The organism is Arthrobacter sp. SW1, assembly GCF_001766675.1.
Taxonomy (GTDB): domain Bacteria; phylum Actinomycetota; class Actinomycetes; order Actinomycetales; family Micrococcaceae; genus Arthrobacter.
The window spans coordinates 114,260-136,731 of the sequence record NZ_MJLT01000045.1; the positions used below are offsets into that span (position 1 = coordinate 114,260).

19 protein-coding genes and 1 pseudogene are annotated in these 22,472 nt (G+C 66.8%); 16 read left to right on the top strand and 4 right to left on the bottom strand.

What is annotated here, in order from left to right; all coding sequences use genetic code 11:
- Positions 1 to 9: 9 nt before the first annotated feature.
- The 3 genes and pseudogenes from BIU82_RS20185 to BIU82_RS13940 all read left to right on the top strand — a co-directional run.
- Positions 10 to 834, top strand: a pseudogene (locus BIU82_RS20185) (FAD binding domain-containing protein); the annotation flags it as partial.
- Positions 835 to 1,053: 219 nt separating this feature from the next.
- Positions 1,054 to 3,843: a molybdopterin cofactor-binding domain-containing protein gene (locus BIU82_RS13935; RefSeq protein ID WP_070350407.1), complete on the top strand. Its 2,790-nt coding sequence runs from the start codon at positions 1,054 to 1,056 to the stop codon at positions 3,841 to 3,843.
- Positions 3,844 to 4,002: 159 nt separating this feature from the next.
- Complete coding sequence (locus tag BIU82_RS13940; RefSeq protein WP_070350060.1) at positions 4,003 to 4,668, top strand: DUF642 domain-containing protein; 666 nt, start codon at positions 4,003 to 4,005, stop codon at positions 4,666 to 4,668.
- 189 nt (positions 4,669 to 4,857) lie between these two features.
- On the opposite strand, the gene nboR is transcribed toward BIU82_RS13940, so the two are convergent.
- Complete coding sequence (nboR, locus tag BIU82_RS13945) at positions 4,858 to 5,466, bottom strand: nicotine blue oxidoreductase (protein WP_070350061.1); 609 nt, start codon at positions 5,464 to 5,466, stop codon at positions 4,858 to 4,860.
- Between the two features lie 206 nt (positions 5,467 to 5,672).
- Between nboR and BIU82_RS13950 the strand changes: the two genes are divergently transcribed.
- From BIU82_RS13950 to BIU82_RS13965, 4 genes are all read left to right on the top strand, one after another.
- A complete protein-coding gene (locus tag BIU82_RS13950; protein WP_070350062.1) occupies positions 5,673 to 7,241 on the top strand; it encodes an NCS1 family nucleobase:cation symporter-1 in 1,569 nt (522 codons plus the stop codon).
- Positions 7,242 to 7,308: 67 nt separating this feature from the next.
- On the top strand, positions 7,309 to 8,049 hold the full coding sequence (locus BIU82_RS13955; protein ID WP_070350063.1) for an aspartate/glutamate racemase family protein: 741 nt from the start codon (positions 7,309 to 7,311) through the stop codon (positions 8,047 to 8,049).
- 28 nt (positions 8,050 to 8,077) lie between these two features.
- Positions 8,078 to 8,836 carry an SDR family oxidoreductase gene (locus BIU82_RS13960; protein ID WP_070350064.1) on the top strand — a complete coding sequence of 253 codons (759 nt, stop codon included), beginning with the start codon at positions 8,078 to 8,080 and terminating at the stop codon, positions 8,834 to 8,836.
- 372 nt (positions 8,837 to 9,208) lie between these two features.
- Positions 9,209 to 10,699 (top strand): cation:dicarboxylase symporter family transporter, encoded by a 1,491-nt coding sequence (locus BIU82_RS13965; protein WP_070350065.1) that lies wholly within the window; start codon positions 9,209 to 9,211, stop codon positions 10,697 to 10,699.
- 130 nt (positions 10,700 to 10,829) lie between these two features.
- On the opposite strand, the gene BIU82_RS13970 is transcribed toward BIU82_RS13965, so the two are convergent.
- Both BIU82_RS13970 and BIU82_RS13975 read right to left on the bottom strand, forming a co-directional pair.
- A complete protein-coding gene (locus tag BIU82_RS13970; protein ID WP_070350066.1) occupies positions 10,830 to 11,201 on the bottom strand; it encodes a sterol carrier family protein in 372 nt (123 codons plus the stop codon).
- Between the two features lie 33 nt (positions 11,202 to 11,234).
- Positions 11,235 to 12,251: an asparaginase gene (locus tag BIU82_RS13975; RefSeq protein WP_070350067.1), complete on the bottom strand. Its 1,017-nt coding sequence runs from the start codon at positions 12,249 to 12,251 to the stop codon at positions 11,235 to 11,237.
- Positions 12,252 to 12,598: 347 nt separating this feature from the next.
- On the opposite strand from BIU82_RS13975, the gene BIU82_RS13980 reads away from it, so the two are divergent.
- From BIU82_RS13980 to BIU82_RS14010, 7 genes are all read left to right on the top strand, one after another.
- Positions 12,599 to 13,984, top strand: a complete 1,386-nt coding sequence (locus tag BIU82_RS13980; protein WP_070350068.1) for an MFS transporter — start codon at positions 12,599 to 12,601, stop codon at positions 13,982 to 13,984.
- Positions 13,985 to 14,064: 80 nt separating this feature from the next.
- Positions 14,065 to 14,721, top strand: a complete 657-nt coding sequence (locus tag BIU82_RS13985) for a GntR family transcriptional regulator (protein ID WP_070350069.1) — start codon at positions 14,065 to 14,067, stop codon at positions 14,719 to 14,721.
- Positions 14,722 to 14,757: 36 nt separating this feature from the next.
- Positions 14,758 to 15,567 carry a carbon-nitrogen family hydrolase gene (locus tag BIU82_RS13990; RefSeq protein ID WP_070350070.1) on the top strand — a complete coding sequence of 270 codons (810 nt, stop codon included), beginning with the start codon at positions 14,758 to 14,760 and terminating at the stop codon, positions 15,565 to 15,567.
- Positions 15,568 to 15,608: 41 nt separating this feature from the next.
- Entirely contained in the window at positions 15,609 to 16,289 is a 681-nt protein-coding gene (locus BIU82_RS13995) for a DUF2848 family protein (RefSeq protein WP_070350071.1), read from the top strand.
- A complete protein-coding gene (locus BIU82_RS14000) occupies positions 16,286 to 17,752 on the top strand; it encodes a 4-hydroxyphenylacetate 3-hydroxylase N-terminal domain-containing protein (protein ID WP_070350072.1) in 1,467 nt (488 codons plus the stop codon). Before BIU82_RS13995 ends, BIU82_RS14000 begins: the two co-directional genes overlap by 4 nt.
- A 2-nt stretch (positions 17,753 to 17,754) precedes the next feature.
- Positions 17,755 to 18,111 carry a cupin domain-containing protein gene (locus tag BIU82_RS14005; RefSeq protein ID WP_070350073.1) on the top strand — a complete coding sequence of 119 codons (357 nt, stop codon included), beginning with the start codon at positions 17,755 to 17,757 and terminating at the stop codon, positions 18,109 to 18,111.
- A 1-nt stretch (position 18,112) separates the two neighbouring features.
- Positions 18,113 to 18,637, top strand: a complete 525-nt coding sequence (locus BIU82_RS14010; protein ID WP_070350074.1) for a flavin reductase family protein — start codon at positions 18,113 to 18,115, stop codon at positions 18,635 to 18,637.
- 116 nt (positions 18,638 to 18,753) lie between these two features.
- Here BIU82_RS14010 and BIU82_RS14015 read toward each other — a convergent pair whose 3' ends face one another.
- On the bottom strand, positions 18,754 to 19,473 hold the full coding sequence (locus tag BIU82_RS14015; protein WP_253182789.1) for a GntR family transcriptional regulator: 720 nt from the start codon (positions 19,471 to 19,473) through the stop codon (positions 18,754 to 18,756).
- Between the two features lie 101 nt (positions 19,474 to 19,574).
- Between BIU82_RS14015 and BIU82_RS14020 the strand changes: the two genes are divergently transcribed.
- Positions 19,575 to 20,999 carry a sugar porter family MFS transporter gene (locus BIU82_RS14020; protein WP_070350075.1) on the top strand — a complete coding sequence of 475 codons (1,425 nt, stop codon included), beginning with the start codon at positions 19,575 to 19,577 and terminating at the stop codon, positions 20,997 to 20,999.
- A gap of 164 nt (positions 21,000 to 21,163) precedes the next feature.
- Complete coding sequence (gene purD / locus BIU82_RS14025) at positions 21,164 to 22,471, top strand: phosphoribosylamine--glycine ligase (RefSeq protein ID WP_070350076.1); 1,308 nt, start codon at positions 21,164 to 21,166, stop codon at positions 22,469 to 22,471.
- Position 22,472 lies beyond the last annotated feature (1 nt).

Sequence of the window (22,472 nt, forward strand, 5' to 3'; positions counted from 1 at the left end):
GAGGATTCCATGGACATGAACACCATCGAGCACGTGGTGGCCACCGCCGACCCCGCCCAGTGGCGGGAAGGAGATGCCTGGCTTGCGGGTGGGACGGTCCTGTACTCCTACGGCAGCAGCACCCTCACCAGGCTCCTGAGCCTCCATCAGGCCGGGTGGGAAGCCGTCACCGTGCACCCCGACGGCCTGGAACTCGCCGCCACGTGCACCGTGGCCCGGGTGTATTCGCTGCCGGATGAGCTCGCCGGGCAGGGGCCGGAAGGCACAGATTGGCCCGGCCTCTCCCTGTTCCGTCCATGCTGCGACTCCTTCGTGGCGTCCTTCAAGATCTGGAACATGTCCACCCTGGGCGGCAACATCTGCACCTCGCTGCCGGCCGGGCCCATGATCTCCCTGGCCGCCGGCCTGGACGGCCGGGCCCTCATCCTTTCCCCGGACGGTTCCTCGCGCGAAGTCCCCGTGGTGGACTTCGTCACCGGGGAAATGGAGAACGTCCTTGCCCCAGGGGAATTGCTGCGCAGTGTCTTCCTTCCGGCCGCAGCTCTCCGCGCCCGGGTGGCCTTCCGCCGGCTTTCGCTGAGCAAGCTGGGCCGCTCCGGCGTCCTCCTGATCGGCCGGGCCAACGAGGACGGCTCCTTCGTCCTGACCATCACGGCCTCCACCCGGCGCCCGGTCCAGCTGCGCTTCGCCGCCGTTCCCACGGCTGCGGCGCTCGCCGGCGCCATCGATGGCGCGGTCCCGGAGACCCTCTGGCATGACGACATCCACGGCCTGCCTGCCTGGCGCCGGGACATGACCCACCGCCTCTCCCGCGAGATCCTTGCCGAACTCGGCGGCGAGGCGCTCGCCGAACTGCCGCGCACTGACGCTGACGCACAGCTCCCAGACGCACAGCAGGACGGAATCACGACGGCGGAAGGCGGCAGCGCCGTCGTCGTCTCCGGAGACTTCTGGCCGCCGGTGTCCGCGGCCGAGGCGCGCGCCGAACTCGCCGCCGTCGGGCTCGATGCTCAGAGCCCGGATGCCGCGGAGGGGAGCGGAACAGCGAGCGGGATTGTCATCAACGGTGCTCCCGCAACGGCCGAACCGCGGCCCGGGCAATGCCTGCGCACCTTCCTGCGGGAGCAGGGCAATACCGGTGTGAAGAAGGGCTGCGACGGCGGAGACTGCGGTGCCTGCACCGTGCACGTGGACGGCAAGCCCGTGCACTCGTGCATCTACCCGGCAGCGGTAGCGGATGGCCACGAGATCACCACCATCGAGGGCCTCGCCGCCACGTGCTCACACGATGACCGCGATACCGCGGACAGCCTCCACCCGGTGCAGCGGCAGTTCCTTGAAGCCCAGGGCTTCCAATGCGGTTTCTGCACCGCCGGCATGATCATGACGGCGGCCACCTTCAGCGAGGAACAAAAGGACAACCTGCCCCGCAACCTCAAGGGCAACCTGTGCCGCTGCACCGGCTACCGGGCCATCGCGGACGCCATCGCGGGCGACCCCGAAGGGGAGAACCGCGGCTGCAGCGGCGGCATGGGGGACAACGTTCCCGCCCCGGCAGGCCCCGGGGTGGTCACGGGCCAGGTCAAGTACACGCTGGACGTGGACCCCTCGGAATTCCCGGGCCTGCTGCACATGAAACTGCTGCGCTCCCCGCACGCCCACGCCCGGATCCTCTCCATCGATACTTCGGCGGCGCTCAAGGTGCCCGGCGTGGTGCGCGTCTTCACCCACGAGGACGTGCCGGATCTGTACTACTCCACCGCCCAGCACGAACTGGTGGAGGATGATCCGGATGACATGCGGATGCTGGACACCGTGGTGCGGTTCATCGGGCAGCGGGTGGCCGCCGTCGTCGCCGATTCCGTGCAGGCCGCTGAGGCGGGCGTCCGGGCGATCGAGGTGGAGTACGAGGTGCTGCCCGCCGTCTTCACCCCGGAGGACGCCATCCTGCCCGGGGCGCCCACCGTGCACGGCGGGAAGGACGGCGCGGTGGCCCGCATCGCCCGGCCGAAGGACAACGTCCTGGCCGAGTTGCATTCCGAACTGGGCGATGTGGAGGCCGCCTTCGCGGAAGCCGACGTGGTGCACGAAAAGGAATACCGGACCCACCGCGTGCAGCACGTGGCGCTCGAGACACACTGCTCCATCGCCTGGGTGGAGGACGGCGTGCTGACTGTCCGTTCCTCCACGCAGGTCCCGTTCCTGGCCCAGCGCACCCTGGCCCGCATCTTCGACCGTCCGCGCGAGTCCGTGCGCGTCTTCACCGGCCGGGTGGGCGGCGGCTTCGGGGGAAAGCAGGAAGTCATCACGGAGGACCTGGCCTCACTGGCGGCCTTGGAGCTCGGCGTTCCCGTGCAACTCGAATTCACCCGGACCGAGCAGTTCACGGCCACCACCACCCGGCACCCCTTCCACATGAAAGTCAAGGCCGCGGCGGCCAAGGACGGCACCCTCACCGCGCTGCAGCTGGACGTGCTCACCAACACCGGCGCCTACGGCAACCACGGACCCGGCGTCATGTTCCACGGCTGCGGCGAATCCGTGGCCGTGTACAACTGCGCCAACAAGAAACTGGATGCCCGGGCCGTTTACACGCACACCCTGCCCGCCGGTGCCTTCCGCGGCTACGGGCTCAGCCAGATGATCTTCGCCGTGGAATCCGCCATGGACGAACTGGCCCACGGCATCGGCATGGACCCGTGGGAGTTCCGCCGCAAGAACATGGTCCGCAAGGGCGATCCCATGTTGTCCTCCCACAGCGAGCCGGAAGAGGACGTGCTCTACGGCAGCTACGGACTGGACCAGTGCGTGGAACTGGCCGAGGACGCCCTGCGCCGCGGTGCCAAGCGCGAGGCCGCCTTCGGTGAAGAGCTCGGCGGCGAGTGGATGGTGGGGGAGGGCAGCGCACTCTCCATGATCGATACGGTTCCGCCGCGCGGGCACTACTCGCACAGCCGCGTTTCGCTCACGGAAGACGGCCGCTACCTGGTGGAATTCGGCACCGCGGAGTTCGGCAACGGCACCACCACCGTGCACACCCAGCTGGCTGCCGAAGCCCTGGGCACCTCTTCGGACCGGATCTCCTTCCGCCAATCGGACACCGCACTGACCGGCCATGACACCGGCGCCTTCGGTTCCACCGGAACCGTGGTGGCAGGCAAGGCAACGCTCGCCGCCGCCACGGCGCTCGCCGAACGGCTCCGCGCCCTGGGCGCGGAACTGCTCGGTGCCCCGGCCGCCGAGTGCACCCTGGGGCCCGACGGCGTCACGCACCCGGGCGGCACCGGAACCGCTGCGTCGGTGGGCCTTTCCGGCCTGCACGCGGCCGCCGTCGAACGCGGAATCTCCCTGGTGGCGGACGGCGAATGGGGCGGCACGCCGCGCTCGGTGGCGTTCAACGTCCATGGTTTCCGCGTGGCGGTGAGCCGGGTGACCGGCGAGATCCGGATCCTGCAGAGCGTCCAGTCCGCCGACGCCGGCAAGGTGGTCAACCCGCGGCAGTGCCGGGGCCAGGTGGAAGGCGGCATTGCCCAGGCCCTGGGTGCTGCGCTGTATGAGGAAGTGCGGATCGACGATACGGGCCGGGTGTTCACCGACATCCTGCGCCAGTACCACATCCCCACCTTCGCAGATACGCCGCGCAGCGAGGTGTACTTCGCGCAGACCGAGGACGCCACCGGCCCGCTCGGCGCCAAGTCCATGAGCGAAAGCCCCTTCAACCCGGTGGCTCCGGCCCTGGCCAACGCCCTCCGGAATGCCACCGGCCTGCGCTTCGCCGAGCTGCCGATCACCCAGGACAAGGTGTACCTGGCGCTTAAGGAGGCCGGGCTGGCACTGGCCTGATGATTGTCCCGCGGCTATTTGACGCGCGGCACCGGGAAATCCTCTCCCTGCATTCCGGAAATGCATTGTGTTGGCCATTCATTAAGTGCTAATACTGTGCGCGGGGGAGCTTGGTGAAATAAGAGGTCCCTCAGGCCAAAACCTTGAAAGGGGACTTCGATGAAAGTTTCAGGCCGGCTCAATACCCGTTTTTTCCCGAAAATCGCGGCCGCGGGATCCGCTGTTGTTTTGCTCGGCCTGGGCTTGGCTTCGCCCGCCCAGGCCGAGGATGTTGCACTCGTCGCGGTCGACGTGATCGTGGACGGAACTTTCAGCGCTCCTGAAGCGCCGGAGGGATCCTTTGCCACGTACGGTGCCGGGACCCGCTTCGGCGGGCTTACCGGCACCGCATGGGTGGTGACCGGCGGAAGCATCGATCATCTTTCGGAAGCCTGGAATCCGCCCCCGGCGGGAACTCCTGAGGGCACGCAAAGCGTCGACCTGAACGGCACCGGCCCGGGGACCCTGGCCCAGAGCATCGGGACAGTTCCCGCGGCGAAGTACACGGTTTCCTTTGCTTACAAGGGCAATACCGATCCGGGGTGCTTCGCAGGTCCCGCGGTCAAGACGGCGTCCCTTGCCTTCGGCGGGGTCCAAGGGCCGGCGGCCGTGCAGTTTGCTCCGCAGGGCAGCAATGTTGCGTGGCAGAACTACAGCGCCACGTTCACCGCGTCGGGATGGGCAAGCGACCTGGTCCTTGCAGGAACCAACCCGAGCGCGTGCGGAATGTTTGTCAGCGATGTGAAGGTGACCCTGGTTCCGGTGCTGACCGTATCGGTTCCGTAGCGGTTCCCGGCATCGGTTGATCCTTGTTTCGGTAAATCCGTGAATTGAGGGAAATGTCTTATATTCCTTCCGCGGAAAGAATTATTCGAGAGCGGTTTCCCACTAATGTGAATATTCCGGTTCCCGGTCCCGTGAATTAGTCCTTCACGGGTCCGGGAATTCTTCTTTGGAGGCCACTTCTTCGGGTCCTCATCCCAGTAGGTGGAGGTCCGCCTTGGTGTCCACGTCGCCGCCGTCGGAGAGGTCGCCGCAATCCACCAGGTCCACCAGCCCGGGGTGGGCTTTGAGGAAATGCCGGGCTCCGGCGTCGCCCGCTGCCGAGGCCGCCACCTGCTCCCGCAAGGCGGCGTCGATGATGAGCGGGTGCCCCCGGCGGAGTGTTCCGGAGAGGTCCGGATAGGCTGCCGCCGTCACGCGGCCCGGGCGGTGCCGGGCGATCAGGCGCGAGACGATTTCGGCGCCGAGTCCAGGCTGGTCTACGAGGGCCAGGAGTGCGTCGTTTCCCGGGGCGGCCGCTTCGAGTCCGGCCCGGAACGACCCTGCCATGCCGTCCGCCCAGTGCGGATTGCGGACCACGCGGCAGGACGAGAGTCCGGGAAGGGCGGCGACCTTGTCCGCCTCCGCGCCGACCACGACGACGACCTCAGCGCAGCCGCCGTCGTGCAGGGTATCGGCGAGCACCTCCGCCAGGCTCCGGTCCCGGAAAGGCAGGAGGGCTTTGGGGCCGAGGCCCAGGCGGGTCCCGGCGCCGGCTGCGAGCAGGACGCCGCTGACGGCGTTCCGGGGCGTGGCAGGCATGTGGCAAACCATACCCGCAGCACGCCCGTTTGTGACCAGTGAGGCCTGGGTCACCTTGACGCGAGGGTGACCGCGGTCATATCGTTATTTCACCATTCAAAAATCCGCTTCCGCCATATGGAAACCGAAGCTGGAGAAGAGCTCATCGATGAGCCGCTCAGCCTGGCGGAAACGCAGTGAAGCAACGTTAGAAGTGGAGACCCACGATGCAAACGACTCCCCAGGTCGCAAATACATCGGCTCCGGAACGGGCACCGCAGCCCGACCATTCCGTTCAGCACGCTGCGGGCAACGATGCCCTCTGCGAAGCGGCCTCTGCCGCAGCAGGCCGCACCATCAGCCCCGCCCTGTACAACCTTGACCTCGCGCCCACCAAGAAGGAAGGGCGCAAGTGGACCGGGTACAGCATCTTCACCCTCTGGGCCAATGACGTCCACAGCCTCGGCAACTACGCGTTCGCCGTCGGCCTCTTCTCGCTCGGCCTCGGCGGCTGGCAGATCCTGGTGGCCCTCGGCATCGGCGCCGCCCTGCTCTTCGCCCTCCTGAACTTCTCCGGGTTCATGGGCTACAAGACCGGCGTCCCGTTCCCCGTCATGAGCCGCATCAGCTTCGGCATCCGCGGCGCCCAGCTTGCCAGCCTCCTCCGCGGCGCAGTCGCCGTCGCATGGTTCGGCATCCAGACCTACCTCGCCTCCGTGGTGTTCCGCGTGATGCTCGTGGCCATGTTCCCGGGCCTGAAGGAACTGGACGGCAACTCCCTGCTCGGCCTCTCCACCCTCGGCTGGATCACCTTCGTGGCCCTGTGGATCGTGCAGCTGGTCATTGTCAGCTTCGGCATGGAAATGATCCGCAAGTACGAGGCCTTCGCCGGGCCCGTCATCCTGGTGACCATGGTGCTCCTGGCCATCTGGATCTTCTTCGAAGCCCAGGGCTCCATCCAGTGGACCGGCATCAAGGGCCTGGAAGGCGCCGAAATGTGGCGGACCATCTTCGCCGGCGGTGCCCTGTGGGTGTCCATCTACGGCACCTTCGTCCTGAACTTCTGCGACTTCACCCGTTCCTCCACCACCAAGCAGTCGATCGTCCGCGGCAACTTCTGGGGCATCCCGATCAACATGCTCGTCTTCGGCGCCATCGTGGTGGTCCTGGCCGGCGGCCAGTACAAGATCAACGGCACGGTCATCGAAAGCCCGTCGCAGATCATCGAGAGCATCCCGAACACTTTCCTGCTGGTCCTGGCCTGCCTCGCGGTCCTCATCCTCACCATCGCGGTGAACCTGATGGCCAACTTCGTGGCCCCGGTCTACGCCCTGACCAACCTGTTCCCGAAGCACCTCGACTTCCGCAAGGCCGCCTGGGTCAGCGGAACCATCGGCCTGATCATCCTGCCGTGGAACCTCTACAACAACCCGCTGGTCATCGTGTACTTCCTCGGCGGCCTCGGCGCACTCCTCGGCCCGCTGTTCGGCGTCGTCATGGCCGACTACTGGCTGATCCGCCGCGGCAAGATCGACGTTCCGGCGCTCTACAGCGACACCCCGGGAAGCGCCTACTTCTACAAGAAGGGCGTCAACCCGAAGGCCATCACCGCCATGATCCCGGCCGCCGTCGTCGCGATCCTGCTGGCCTTCATTCCGGCATTCGAAGCCGTGGCCCCGTTCTCCTGGTTCTTCGGTGCCGGCGTCGCCGCCATTGCGTACTATCTGGTCTCGGACCGGAAGCAGAACCACGACGACGTCTCCGGCGAGCCGATCGCCGTCGACAGCACCCACTAAGACCCCAGCAAGTGCAGCAGTCGGCCCGTCCCGGAAGGGGCGGGCGGCTGTGTTGAGAGGAAAAACCATGCGCATCCTTGTCGCAAACGTCAACACCACCCAGTCCATGACCGACTCCATCGCGGCGCAGGCAGCGGCCGCCGCCGCGCCCGGCACCGAGATCGTCGGCCTGACCCCGCGCTTCGGCGCAGATTCCTGCGAAGGCAACTTCGAAAGCTACCTGGCGGCCATCGCCGTCATGGACAAGGTGCTCAGCTACCCGGAGCCCTTCGACGCCGTCGTCCAGGCCGGGTACGGCGAGCACGGCCGCGAAGGCCTGCAGGAACTCCTGGACGTGCCGGTGGTCGACATCACCGAAGCTGCCGCCAGCACCGCCATGTTCCTGGGCCACAAGTACTCCGTGGTCACCACCCTGGACCGCGCCGTTCCGCTGATCGAAGACCGCCTCAAGCTGGCCGGCCTGGACGCCCGCTGCGCCTCCGTCCGCGCCAGCGGCATGGCCGTGCTGGAGCTCGAGGAGCACCCGGACCGGGCCGTGGAGGCCATCGTGGAGCAGGCCGAGCGTGCCGTCCGCGACGACAAAGCAGAAGTCATCGTCCTGGGCTGCGGCGGCATGGCCGGCCTGGACGAGCAGATCCGCCAGCGCTGCGGCGTTCCCGTGGTGGACGGCGTCGCCGCCGCGGTGACCATCGCCGAGTCGCTGGTCCGCCTCGGCCTGTCCACGTCCAAGGTCCGTACCTACGCGGCACCGCGGCCCAAGACTGTCCTAGGCTGGCCCCTGGTTTCGGACGAAGCCCCCGTTCGCTGATCTGCTCCGCAGTAGCCGGAAGGAAACCATGACCGAAGCACAGACTCAGCGCGTCGCGGTCGTCACCGGAGCCGGTTCCGGCATCGGCCGGGCCGTGGCCCGGCTCCTGCTCGCCGAAGGCTGGTCAGTGGCGCTGGCCGGGCGCCGCGAGGCGCCGCTCAAGGAAACCGCGGCGGACCATCCGGAAGCGCTTGTGGTGCCCTGCGATGTGACAGTGCCCGACGGCGTCGGGCAGCTTTTCGAGGAAACCCGCCGGCGTTGGGGACGGGTGGACCTGCTGTTCAACAACGCCGGCATCTTCGGCCCCTCCGGCAGCGTGGACGAGATCGACCTCGCCGGCTGGGAAAGCACCTTGGCCGTCAACGTCACAGGTGCCATGCTGTGTGCCGCGGAAGCTGTCCGCACGATGAAGGCGCAGGAACCGCAGGGCGGGCGCATCATCAACAACGGCTCCATCTCGGCACATTCGCCGCGGCCGCTTTCGGTGGCGTACACGGTGAGCAAGCACGCGATCAGCGGCCTGACGAAGAGCATCGAGCTGGACGGGCGCCCGTACGGGATCAGCTGCGGCCAGATCGATATCGGCAACACCCGTACCGAGATCATGGACACCATCGGCGTGGGCTCCGGTGCCCTCCAGGCGGACGGCTCGCGCAAGGTGGAGCCGATGTTCCCCGTGGAGGAAGCCGCGCGTGCCGTGCTGCTCATGGCACAGATGCCGGCCTCGGCCAATGTCGGCTCGCTGCTGGTGACTGCCGCAGGGATGCCCTTTATCGGCCGCGGCTGACGCTTCCTTCTGGCGCAACGCGTCCCTCTGCAACGCGTCCTTCCGCAACGCGGGGTCACTTACGGCCCATGTTGGCGCCAAACATGGGCCGTAACTGACCCCGCGTTGCCCGGTCAAGACAGCAACGTCCGCTGAAAAAGGCAGCGCCCCGCACTTGGTGCAGGGCGCTGCTTTGGCGCGCCCGGGAACGGGTTGCTCCGGGCTGGGAGACGGCTTTCCCGCCTCGGTTCCATGCGCGCGGAATGCAATTTGGGATACCAAAAGTTCCGTAGAATGGAAATTAAATTTCCCCTTGTGGAATTGTGTGATCGCCATTACATTGAAAACAGCCCCGAAAGCTGGGGATGTCCAAAACATGATTGGTTCAGATCAATGAAGATCCCAGATTCCGCGGAGCTGAAGGCGAGTTCGGCCCCGCAGAAGAAGAAGCCACTGTACAAGTCGCTCTTCTTCCAAATTCTGATCGCCGTTGTCGCAGGTGTTCTGATTGGCCACTTCTGGCCGAGCATCGGTTCCGGCCTGCGTCCGTTGGGCGATGGCTTTATCCAACTCATCAAGATGATCATCGCCCCGTTGATCTTCCTGGTGATCGTCACCGGCATCTCCGCCGTCGGCGACGTCAAGGCCGTGGGCCGGGTCGGGGTCAAGGCCCTGCTCTACTTCACCGCAGCCACGCTCTTCGCCCTCGTCTTCGGCCTTTTAGTCGGAAACATCGTCCAGCCCGGCGCGGGCCTGAACATCGATCCCGCCACCCTGTCGCAGGAAGCTGTTGACGCCAAGACCGGCCACGCCCAGCCCAAGGACGCTGCATCGTTCCTCCTGGGCGTGATCCCCACCAGCGTGATCGGCGCGTTCGCCAACAACAGCCTGCTTCAGGTGCTCTTCTTCTCCGTGTTCTTCGGTGCGGCCATCGTGGTCATCGGCCGGCAGCGCTGCCTTCCCGTCATCCTCCTCATGGAGACCGTCCTTGAACTGATCTTCAAGATCATGTCCTGGATCATGAAAGTCGCCCCCATCGGTGCTTTCGGTGCCATGGGCTTCATCATCGGCCAGTACGGCCTGGACACCCTGGGCACCTACGCCCTGTTGATCGCCGCCTGCTACGGTGCCGCCGTCGTCTTCATTGCGCTGCTGTTCCTGGTCGCCTGGTCTTTCGCCCGGGTTCCGCTCTGGCAGTTCCTGAAGTACACCCGCGAGGAGTTCCTCCTGGCCCTCGGTACCGCTTCCACGGAGGCCGTGATGCCGCGCATCATGACCAAGCTGACCAACGCAGGGTGCTCCCGGGCCACCACCGGCCTGGTCATCCCCACCGGCTACTCCTTCAATCTGGACGGCGCCGCGATCTACCTGTCCATTTCCCTGCTGTTCCTGGCGCAGGCCTTCGGCCACAACCTGGACCTCGGCCAGCAGCTGGCCGCCCTGGGCGTGCTGCTCCTGACCTCCAAGGGCATGGCCGGCGTCCCCGGTTCCTCGTTCCTGGCGCTCTCCGCCACGGCGGCAGCCCTGGGAATCTTCCCGGTGGCCGGTGTGGCCCTGCTGCTCGGCGCGGACCGCCTCATGGACTCCATGCGCGTGGTGGTCAACCTGCTGGGCAACTGCGTGGCGACCTTCGTGGTGGCCAAGTGGGAAGGCCAGTTCGACCGCAGCGTCATGGTGCGCGCCTTCAACGGCGAGATCACCAACGAAGACTCTGCCATCATGCTCGGCAAGGAAGAGGTCTTCGAAGAGCAGGAGCTCGAGCGCCTCAGTGAAGGCCAGGAGCCCTCGCCCAAGTTCCGCGGCGGCCCGGTGGCCGAAGACATTCCGCAGTTCGAAATGAGCAGGCCAAACCAGCGCCAGCAGGGTCCGGTTTCCCCGGACTAAGCAGGCAGGCTGCAAAGAGGCGGCGGTTCCGGTACACCCGGAGCCGCCGCCTTCCGCTTTAACCCGACGCGGGGTCAGTTACGGCCCATGTTTGGCGTAAACATGGGCCGTAACTGACCCCGCGTTGGGTTTAGAAGGGGAGCAGTTCGGACAGGTCTGCGCGCAATCCCGAGGCGGCGACCCGGCCGGCGTCGACCGCGTCCGCCCATCCCAACCGCCCGCTGACCAGGGCCAGCCAGGTGGCGGCGTCGCACTCGATCACGTTCGGGGGAGTGCCGCGCGTGTGCCGCGGGCCTTCCACGCACTGCGCGACGCCGAACGGCGGCACCCGCACTTCCACCGAGTTCCCGGGGGCGCGGGCGGTGAGTTCCTCAAGGGTGTAGCGGACTGCCGTCGCGAGGGTGTTGCGCGGCAACGCTGCATCCTCGCTGCCGCGTTCCTGCCATGCCGCCAGGGCGGCGCGGCCTTCCTCGAGCGGTACCCGACGCCGGGCAACAGCCATGGTGTGAAAACCTTTCGTGTAGTGCGGATCGCTTCAGTCCAGCAGGGACAGCAGGGCGCTGCCGAGCCGGATGCGTCCCACGGGGTGGCCACCGCCGAGGACCGGGTCGACCACCTTTTCGAGCACGCTGGACACCTCCGGAACGTCGACGGCGCCACTCACCGCGAGCAGGGTCAGGCCCACCAGGGTGGTGGCCCGGATGTTGCCGTCCAGCATCTTGACGGCGGCCGTGGCGCCGGTGGGGGTGGCCAGCACGAGGACGCCTTCGGCTCCGATCTTGGCGAGGATGCCCAGGTCATCCATGACGATGGTGTTGGCTTCGCCGCGGCCCTGGACGGCCCACGGGTAGTCAAGCATGGAGGTGGCGATGGTGGCCGCGCGGGCGTTGGAATTGGGGTCCTGCGGAGCCTTGGCCAGCCGGGAGTACGCACGGGCCAGCCCCGTCAGGGACAGCGCTGCCACGGGAGCGCCGCAGCCATCGATGCCCAGGTGCGCGATGGATTCTTCGCTGTATTCCTCGATCACCGCGCGTACCCGCTGCTGGAGCGGATGGTTCGGTTCCAGGTAGCTGCGGGTGTCCCAGCCGTTTTCCGCGCAGGCCCAGAGGAATGCGGCGTGCTTGCCCGAGCAATTGAACGCGAGCTTGGACATGCCGCGTTCGGAGCGGACCAGCCAGTTGCGGGCGGTCTCGTCCTGCGGCCATGCGGACGGGCACTGCAGCTGGTCTTCGCGGACGCCCGCGGCCTTGAGCATGCCTTCCACCACGTCCATGTGGTCCAAGGATCCGGTGTGGCTGGCGCAGGCCAGGGCCACCTGGGCGCCGCGCAGCGGGACGCCCGACTGCATCGACGCCAGTGCCTGGAACGGTTTCAGGGTGGAGCGGGCGTAGATGGGGGAGCGGATATCACCAAGCTCCAGGACCACGGTGCCGTCCCCGGCCATGACCACGGCGGAGCCGATGTGCCGGGACTCGATGAAGCCGCTGCGTTCGATCACAGCCAGCTCGACGGCGGACTCGGCCGCGAAGGTTTCATGCGGGTTGAGGGGCATGAGGCTAAGCGTAGTCGCCGGAGCCTTGCCGGACCCGCTCCACCCGCCGCACATGTCCACCCGCGGCATCGAAGGATGGACATATCAGCACTATGCGCAACCGTAGGCGCGAAAGCCGGACATGTGCGGCGGCAAGGCTTGGGAAAGAGAGCGGGAATTCCCTGTAGACAAGCTGTATACAACTCGTCTACAGTTTCTATACAGTCTCCGTGAGGCGCATCACGGACGCGGCCGGGGCGCCAGGTCGCAGGGACCCGGCAAGCGCGCAAACGCCGGGGACCACCCAGTGATTTCCAAAGAGTTTCCGTTCAATTCGAGCTGTTCCATTCACATCGAGGACTTTCCTAATGAGCAATGTGTTTGACAAGGAGAAGGTGGCGCGAAAGCACACCTCGCTCCCGGCAGTGGCTGCCTCCAGCCTCGCCGGCACCGCCGTGGAGTGGTACGACTTCTTCCTCTACGGCACCGCAGCCGCACTGGTCTTCAACAAGCTGTTCTTCCCCGCCGCCGATCCTTTCGTCGGCACCATGCTTGCCCTCGGCACCTTCGCCGCGGGCTTCGTCGCCCGTCCGCTCGGGGCGATTGTCCTTGGCCACCTCGGTGACAAGCACGGCCGCAAGTCAACCCTGGTGGCCAGCCTCCTGCTGATGGGTGCCGCCACGGCCCTCATCGCCCTGATTCCGCCCTACGCCAGCATCGGCATCACCGCACCCCTGATCCTGTTGCTCTTGAGGCTTGTGCAGGGCTTTGCCCTGGGCGGCGAATGGGGCGGCGCCGTGCTGCTCGTTTCGGAGTACAGCGACGACAGCACCAAGCGGGCCTTCTGGGCGTCCTGGCCGAACGTCGGCCCACCGCTCGGCAACCTCATGGCGGCCGGCGTGCTGGCGCTGCTTTCGGCAACGATGCCGCAGGCGGAGTTCCTCGCCTGGGGCTGGCGGATCGCCTTCGGCCTGTCTGCGTTGCTGGTGGTCATTGGCCTGGTCCTGCGGCTCTACGTGCAGGAGACCCCGCTGTTCCAGGCCTCCCAGGCCAAGGCGGACGCCGAGCACGCCAAGCGCAGCAGGCTTCCGCTGGCCGAGCTGTTCCGCGGCAACTGGCGCGAGATCCTGATCGCCACCGGCAGCCGCATGGGCGAGAACGCCGGCTTCTACATCTACTCCCTGTTCCTGATCACCTATGTCACGGACATCCTCAAGATCGACCGCCAAACCGGTCTCACCGCCGTCATGATCGGCCAGGGCGTGGCCGTCGTGGCGATCCCGCTGCTGGCGATCTTCGCGGACCGGATCGGCCGCAAGCCCATGATGATCGCAGCTTCCGCGGCCACGGTGGTGTGGGGCTTCGCCTTCTTCGCTCTGCTGGACACCCGGCAGCCGGCGGCCATCATCCTGGCGGCAGTAGGGGGCCTGCTGATCTTCGCGGCGTACAGCTCGGTGATTGGTGCCTTCTTCTCCGAATTGTTCCCCACGAAGGTCCGGTACAGCGGCACCTCGGTGGCTTACAACGTGGCGTCGCTGATCGCGGGCTCGCTGTCCCCGATCATCGCCTTGGCCTTGTACAAGGCCTTCGGTACCGGTCAGGCAATCGCGCTCTACCTCGTGGCCATGGGGCTGATCTCCATCCTGTCCGTTTCCTTTGCCAAGGAGACGCGGGACATCAAGCTCAGCGACCTGGATGTAAAGAACGGTCAGGAGCGTGCCGCCAAGGCCGCACAGAAGGTGGCACAGTCATGATGTAAGCACTGTCCGGGGCGGCCCGCCCGCCGCCCCGGACAGCCACCAGACCCGTTGAGGCATTCAGAATCGAGGAACACGTGAGCATCTTCCAGAAGCCGGCTCCCACGGCACCGGAAACCGCCTACCTTTGGCTGCGCAAGGAGATCTCCTCCCTGCCCTGGGACCAGGAAGCCTTCCTCAGCGAGAATGCCATCGCCGAGGCGGCCGGCGTCTCCCGCACCCCGGTGCGCGAGGCCCTCCTCCGCCTCGAAGCGGCCGGGCTGCTGCGCAGGGTCCCGCACAAGGGAGCCTACGTTCCGGCCCTGACCGCGCAGGACATCGACAGCATGATGGAGGTCCGCCAGGTCATCGAAGACTGGGCGGTCCGCAAGGTCACTGCCAACGGCCACCTCGGCCCGGAACTCGAGCAGCTCCTTCACACCCAGGAAGAAAGCCTCGCCGATCCCGTGGCCTTCATCGAGTGGGACATCAGCTTCCACAAGCAGATCGTGCACGCCGCGGGCAACCCGGCACTGGAGGAACTCTACGATTCCCAGCGCTTCAAGCAGCAGCGCATGGGCGTCAAGGCGGTCCAGGACAGCCAGGGCCGCAGCGACCATGTGGTGGAAGAGCACCGCGCCATCGTGGAGGCGATCCGCAGCCAGGATTCGCAGCGGGCCTCCGCGGCGGTCCGGAACCACCTGGATTCCACCCTCACCGTCCTCAAAGCCATACCCACACGTATCCAACGCTGACCCAATAGGGGCAGCGCCGAGAAAACAGGAGCACCAATGGACATCGCTCTCGTCCAGTTGTCCAGCCCGGACAACGAGACGCAGGCCCAACGCATCGAGCGGGCGGAAGCCCTGCTGCGCGAACAGCGCGGCGCCGACCTGATCGTCCTGCCCGAACTGTGGAGCGCCGGCTACTTCCACTTCAGCCAGTACCCGGACCTCTCCGAAACGGTCGACGGCGCCACGGTGGCAATGTGCGCGGCCGTCGCCAAGGAGCTGGGAGCCTACGTCCATGCCGGCAGCATCGTCGAACGCGCCGCAGGCAGTACGGCGAACGAGCCCATCCTCCGCAACACCTCGGTGCTTGTCGACCCGCAGGGCAACGTCGCCCACAAGTACTCCAAGCTCCACGTCTTCGGCTACAAGTCCTTGGAAGCCGAACTCCTCACTCCGGGCGACTCCCTGCCCGTGGCCGGCACCCCGTTCGGGCAGCTTGCCGGCACTACCTGCTACGACCTCCGCTTCCCGGGCCTTTGGTCCGAGCTGAGCGTGAGGGGCGCCGAGATCGTGGTGGTTCCCGCCGCCTGGCCGGCCGCCCGCCGGGAGCACTGGCGCCTGCTGACCTCCGCACGCGCCGTCGAACACCAGGTCTTCGTGCTCGCCTGCAACGCCGCGGGCGTCCAGGAAGGCGTGGAACTGGGCGGCACCAGCCGCGTGGTGGACCCCGCCGGCCGCCTTCTCGCGGAAGCCGGCGACGGCGAGGAAGTCCTCCGCGTAAGCATCGACCCCGGCGCGGTGCAGGCCGTCCGCAACGAGTTCCCGGTCATCGCAGACCGTCTCGCGGACTACTCGGCCCTCGCCAGCTAAGCAGCCCGCTGAACCGGATTACCAAGCAGGAAGAAGCACCCATGAAGACAAGCACCGAAACGCTGGCATTTGACGTCGCCGGCACCGGCGGGACGATCGAGCTCACCGACTTCACCGCCGTCGTCGCCGGGTACACCGGCCGCGACGCCGCCGCCGTCCAGCACCACATCGACGAACTCGCCGCGATCGGCGTGGCACCGCCGCCCGCTGTCCCGATGTTCTACCCGGTGGAAAGCGTCACCGTCACCGCGGCAAGCGAACTGGAGGTGGCGGGGAACAAGACCTCCGGCGAGATCGAACCCCTCTACATCCGCCACGGCGGCCGCTACTACCTCGGCATCGCCTCGGACCACACGGACCGGCACGTCGAAACCATCGACATCGGCGATTCCAAGCGGGCCTGCCCCAAGCCGGTGGCGCGTACCGTCGTCGCGGTACCGGACCTCGAAAGCCTCTCCCTGGACGAATGCCGCGCCCGCACCTGGGTGGACGGCCGCCTGTACCAGGACGGAACGCTGGATAACCTGCGCACCCCGGCGAACGTCGTCGGGCTGCTGCTGGAGCGCACCGGCACCGAAGGCGACTTCGTCTGCCTCGGCGGAACCCTGCCGGTGATCGGCGGCGAGTTCATCTATGGCCGCGAATGGCGCATCGAACTGACCTTCCCCGACGGAAACACCATCGACCACACGTACATCATCACGAAAGGACAGCAGTCATGAGGACCGGAGACGAGTACATCAAGACGCTCAACGACGGGCGCACGGTATTGATTGACGGCGCGGTTGTCGACAACGTCGCCGAACACCCGGCATTCCGCAACGTGGCCCGCACCATCGCCGAGCTCTTCGACATCGCCGCGGACCCGGCCAACGGCATGCAGTACCACAGCGAGGAAATCGGCGGCACAGCCAACCGGGTCTTCAGCATCCCGCGCAGCGCCGAAGAGCTGAAGCTGCGCCGCCTCGCCGTCGAACGCTGGGCCAAGCACACCCACGGCTGGGTGGGCCGCAGCCCCGACCACGTAGGCACCTTCTTCGCCGCCTTCGGCGCGCACCCGGAGGTCTTCGCCAGCGAGGAACGCGACTACGCCGGCAACCTCACCCGCTACTACGAGCGGATCCTGCGGGAAAACCTGTACGTCTCCTACGCGATCATCCCGCCGCAGTATTCGCGCGCGACGACGGCGTCCGGCTGGGAGGGCGACAACATCCAGGTGGGCGTGGTCGGGGAGACCGAAGAAGGCCTGATCGTGCGGGGCTCGCAGATGCTCGCCACCGGCGGCGCGATCGCCGACGAAGTGTTCGTCACCTGCATCAAGCCGCTGGGCCCGGACGATGTGGACTTCGCCATCAGCTTCGCGCTGCCGGCCGCCACCAAGGGACTGAAGTTCCTGTGCCGCCGCCCGTACGCCACGAGCACCACCAGCGAGTTCGACTACCCGCTCACCAGCCGCTACGACGAATCCGACGCACTGGTGATCTTCGACGACGTGCTGGTGCCGTGGGAGCGCGTGTTCATCAACCGCGACATCGACACCCTGCGCCGCCAGTTCTTCGACACCGGCGCCCATGCCCTGGGCAACTGGCAGGCCCAGACCCGCCTGACGGTCAAGCTGCAGTTCATCGCCGCCGTGGCCCGCAAGATCGCCGCCGTCAACGGCACGGACAAGATCCCCGGCGTCCAGGAAAAGCTCGGCGAACTCGCCGCCCTGGTTTCCTCCGTGGAGTCCGCGCTGCTCGCCGCCGAATACAGTGCCGAAGCCGACGCTTCCGGCATGCTGGTCCCCGGCAAGCGCGCCCTTTACGGAATCATGGGTCTGCAGTCCGAAACCTACCCGCGCGTCATCCAGATCCTCCGCGACCTGGCCGGCGGCGGCGTGCTCCAGCTGCCTTCGGGCGTGGTGGACATGAAGAGCGAGGTCACCGCGGCCGACGTCGAGAAGTACGTGGCCTCCCCGAACGTCAGCAGCGAGGAACGGATCAAGCTGTTCCGACTGGCCTGGGACATCATCGGCACCGAGTTCGGCGGCCGCCACCAGCAGTACGAACTGTTCTACGCCGGCGCACCGTTCGTGGTGAAGGGCGCCTACACCTACCGCAACTACGGGTACGAGAAGCACGTGGCCGAACTGGACGAGTTCCTGGCCGGCTACGACGTGGACGGCCGCAAGGAGGACCGCTAGCCATGGCAAAGCCGGAGTTTGAATTCACCCCCACGTCCTCGGTGGAGTTCACCCCGTGCAATCCGCACATCGAGGGCCTGTCCGAGGCCATCCTGGCCCGGGACGACTCCAACGACTCCGTCACCCGGATCCTGAAGTTCGAACCGGGTACGGACACCTCGCCCAACGGCGTCCTGACCCACGATTTCTGGGAGGAGGTCTTCATCTTCGAGGGCTCCTTCGTGGACCAGCGCCTGGGCAGGACCTTCAAGGCCGGCGACTGGGCCACCCGCCCGCCGGGCATGGAACACGGGCCGTGGATCTCCGAGAATGGAGCCAAGATGTTCGAAGTGCGTTACTACCAGGACGGAAAGAACTGACATGGGCACTCCCGCAGTCTTCACCGAACCGGACGGCCTGGCCATGCGCCGGACCATGGGGCGCTTCCTCACCGGCGTGGCCGTGGTGACCACGGAGCACGACGGCGAGCAGTACGGCATGACCATCAACTCGCTGACGTCCATCAGCCTGGATCCGCCCATCCTGATGATCTCGCTGAACTTCAACACCCGCACCGGCGATGCCGTGCTGGCCAGCGGGAAGTTCGCCATCTCCATCCTCGGGGCCAAGCAGGAAGCCGTGGCCCGGCAGTTCGCCACCCGCGGCGGGGCCCGTTTCGAGGCCGGCGAATTCGACACCACGGAGAGCGGCTTGTCCGTGGTGGCCGGTGCCCTGTCCCAGGCAGAGTGCAAGGTGGTCCACCAGTACGACATCGGCGACCACCAGGTGTTCTTCGGCCAGGTGGTGTCCTGCCGTGACCGGGACGGCGAAGGCCTGGCCTTCAACGCCGGGAAGTTCGGATCCTTCCGCGACTTCAACCACGACGCGATGCCTTGGACGTTCTAGGGCCCTGGACGTTCTAGGCTGTCTGACACGAAAGGCCGCCGCCTTCCGGATTCCGGAGGGTGGCGGCCTTCCGCGTTTAACCCGGCTTTGTTAAATCCCGACGGCGGCCTGCCGCCCTAGGCGACGGCCGCGCGCGTGCGCGCCACGAAACGGAAGCGGTCCCCGCAGAAGTGTCCGACGGTCCACTCGACCACCCGGCCGTCGTCGTCGAATCCGGTGCGGTCGATCCGCAGCAGCGGCGAGCCCATTTCCACCTTGAGGAGCCGGGCTTCTTCGGGGCCGGCGAGATGGGTTTCGACGCCGTCCTCCACTTCCGTGATCCGGATCCCGAAGTCTTCGCGGAGGGTCGCGTAGAGGGAGCCGCGTTCGCGCAGGTGCCCGGCAAAGCCCTCCAGCTCGCCGGGGATGCAGGCGGTTTCCAGGCCGAGGGGCTCGCCGTTGCCGAGCCGGACGCGCTTCACCCGGACGAAGGGATCGCCGTGGCTGAGGTTCATGTGCTGTGCCTCGACGGCGTGGCTGTCATCGACGTGCAGCTGCTCGATGTCCAGGATTTCCGACGACGGCGTGTAGCCGATGGCCTTGGCGTCCTCGGTGAAGGAGGTCAGCTGGCGCACATGGGTGATCTTGGGGCCGCCCGTGTAGGTTCCGGAGCCCTGGGTGCGGGTGAGCTTGCCTTCGGCGACGAGTTCGCCGATCGCTTTGCGGATGGTGGTGCGCGAGGTGCCGAAGTCCAGTGCCAGGGCGCGCTCAGTGGGGATCAGGGAGCCCGGCGGCAGGTCCGCAATCATCTCCAGGATGCGCATCTTGTATCCGTAGTACTTCGGCAATTCGCTCACGGTCCGATCTTAACTCTTGACGGGGTGATTGGTCTATGCCAATCTTGGGGAAGTTGGTCTACACCAATTCAGCCCTTGTCTCCCAGACCCCGAGGACACCGATGTCTCTCCTGAATGACCTGCGCAGCACCCCGCGTCTCGGCCTCCTGATCGGCGCCACTGCCGCCGCCGTCGGCGTGATCTACGGCTACGACCTCTCCAACATCGCTGGCGCCCTGCTGTTCCTGACCAAGGAATTCCACCTCTCCACGAGCGACCAGGAAATGGTGACCACCGCCGTCGTCGTCGGCGAAGTCCTCGGCGCCCTGGTGGGCGGCTGGCTCTCCAACCGCATCGGCCGCAAAGCCTCCATGGTGACGGTGGCCGCCTCCTATGCAGCGTTCGCCCTGCTGAGCGCGCTGGCTCCGAGCATCCCGATCCTCATGGTCGCCCGCCTCTTCCTCGGCCTGACCATCGGCATCTCCGTGGTGGTGGTCCCGGTCTTCGTGGCCGAAAGCTCGCCCGCCAAGGTGCGCGGTGCCATGCTCGTCGCCTACCAGGTGGCCACCGTCATCGGCATCATCCTCGGTTACATCGCCTCCTGGGCCCTGTCCGCCACCGGCGAGTGGCGCTGGATGCTCGGCCTGGCAGCGCTTCCCGCGGTGGCCGTGCTCGCCGTCGTGCTCAAACTTCCGGACACCCCGCGCTGGTATGTCATGAAGGGCCGTTTCGAGGAGGCCCGCCGCACCCTCGCCACGATCGAACCGGACGCGGACATTGACGCCGAAATCGACGGCATGCGCGCCGCCCTCGCCGAGGAATCCGGCGGACGGAAGTCTGGCGCAGCCAAGGAAATGCTCCGCAAGCCGTTCCTGCGCGCCACCATTTTCGTGGTGGGCCTGGGCTTCTTCATCCAGATCACCGGCATCAACGCCGTGGTCTATTACAGCCCGCGCATCTTCGAAGCCATGGGCTTCACCGGCAATGAAGCCCTCCTGCTCCTGCCCGCCTTGGTCCAAGCCGCGTCCCTGGTTGCCGTGTTCGTCTCGCTCGCCCTCGTGGACAAGGTGGGACGCCGTCCCATCCTGCTCGGCGGCATCGGCATGATGGTCGCGGCCAACGCCCTGCTGATCGGTGTGTTCATGGCCGGCCAGTCCTTCGGTGGCGCCCTGACCGTGCTCGGCTTCCTGGGCGTCCTGCTCTTCACCGTCGGTTTCACCTTCGGCTTCGGCGCCCTGGTGTGGGTCTACGCCGGCGAAAGCTTCCCGGCCCGCCTGCGCTCCCTCGGCGCGAGCACCATGCTGACCTCGGACCTGATCGCCAACGTGGTGGTCTCCGCCTTCTTCCTCACCATGCTGCAGCGCCTGGGCGGTGCCGGAACCTTCGCCGTCTTCGGTGCCCTGGCCGTGGCCGCGTTCTTCTTCGTGTACCGCCTGGCTCCCGAAACCAAGGGCCGCAACCTGGAAGACATCCGGATCTTCTGGGAGAACGGCGGCCGCTGGGAAGCCCGCGACGCAGCCGGCGAGGTGTCCGCAGCCAAGCACTGACCCCGTCCTGATCCACTGCGCCAGTCCTGATCCACTGGACATGCGCCTCTTCTGCAACGAAGGCCGGACATATCACTCATATGTCCGGCCTTCGCGGCGTGGAGGGAGCATGTGCGGGACACAACTTAGGTCCGGGCAGGCTGCACAAAGTACCCTTGAAGACTGTGAAGGTACTCGTCATTGGCCCCGGCGGCCGCGAACACGCCATTGTCCGCTCCCTGCTCGAAGATCCCAACGTATCCGAGGTCCACGCGGCTCCGGGCAACGCCGGCATCGCCAAGCTGGTCCCCACCCATGCCATCAACGGCAACGATCCCGCCGCCGTCGCCGAACTGGCCGGCAAGCTGGAAGTCGACCTCGTCGTCGTCGGTCCGGAGGCCCCGCTCGCAGCAGGTGTCTCCGACGCCGTGCGCGAAGCCGGCATCCCGGTGTTCGGCCCCAGCAAGGCGGCAGCCCAGCTCGAAGCGTCCAAGGCCTTCGCCAAGGAAGTCATGGCCGAAGCGGGCGTACCCACCGCCATGGCCCGGGTGGCCGCCAACGCCGAAGAAGCCGCGGACGCGCTGGACACCTTCGGCGCCCCGCACGTGGTCAAGGACGACGGACTCGCCGCCGGCAAGGGCGTGGTGGTCACCAACGACCGCGCCGAAGCCCTGGCCCACGCACAGGCCTGCTTCGACGCCGGTGGAACCGTGGTGATCGAAGAATTCCTGGACGGCCCCGAAGTTTCGCTCTTCGTGCTTTGCGACGGCCGCACCACCGTGCCCCTTTCCCCGGCGCAGGACTTCAAGCGCATCTTCGACAACGACGAAGGCCCCAACACCGGCGGCATGGGCGCCTACACCCCGCTCGACTGGGCCCCCGAAGGCCTGGTCCAGGAAGTCATCGACCGCGTGGCCCAGCCCACCGTGGACGAGATGGCCCGCCGCGGCACTCCCTTCGTGGGCGTACTCTACTGCGGCCTGGCCCTGACCTCCCGCGGCACCCGCGTCATCGAGTTCAACGCCCGCTTCGGCGACCCCGAAACGCAGGCCGTCCTGGCCCGCCTCAAGACCCCCCTCGGTTCCCTGATGCTGGCCGCCGCCAAGGGCGAACTGGACACGGCCGAAGAGCTGCGCTGGTCGAAGGAGTCCGCCGTCGCCGTCGTCGTCGCTGCCGAAAACTACCCGGACACCCCGCGCACCGGGGACCGGATCACCGGCCTGAAGAAGGCCGAAAGCCTTGAAGGCGTCCACATCATCCACGCCGGCACCAAGCTGGACGAGGAAGGCAAGGTTGTTTCCGCCGGCGGCCGCGTGCTCGCCGTGGTGGCGCTCGGCAGTGACCTGGTGGAGGCCCGCGAACGGGCGTACGACGGCGTGGAGCTGGTCCAGCTCGAAGGCAGCCAGTACCGCACGGACATCGCAGGCAAGGCCGCCCGCGGCGAAATCAAGGTGTCCTCCGGCACCGGCACGATCCCGGTGGTGAAGGGCTGAC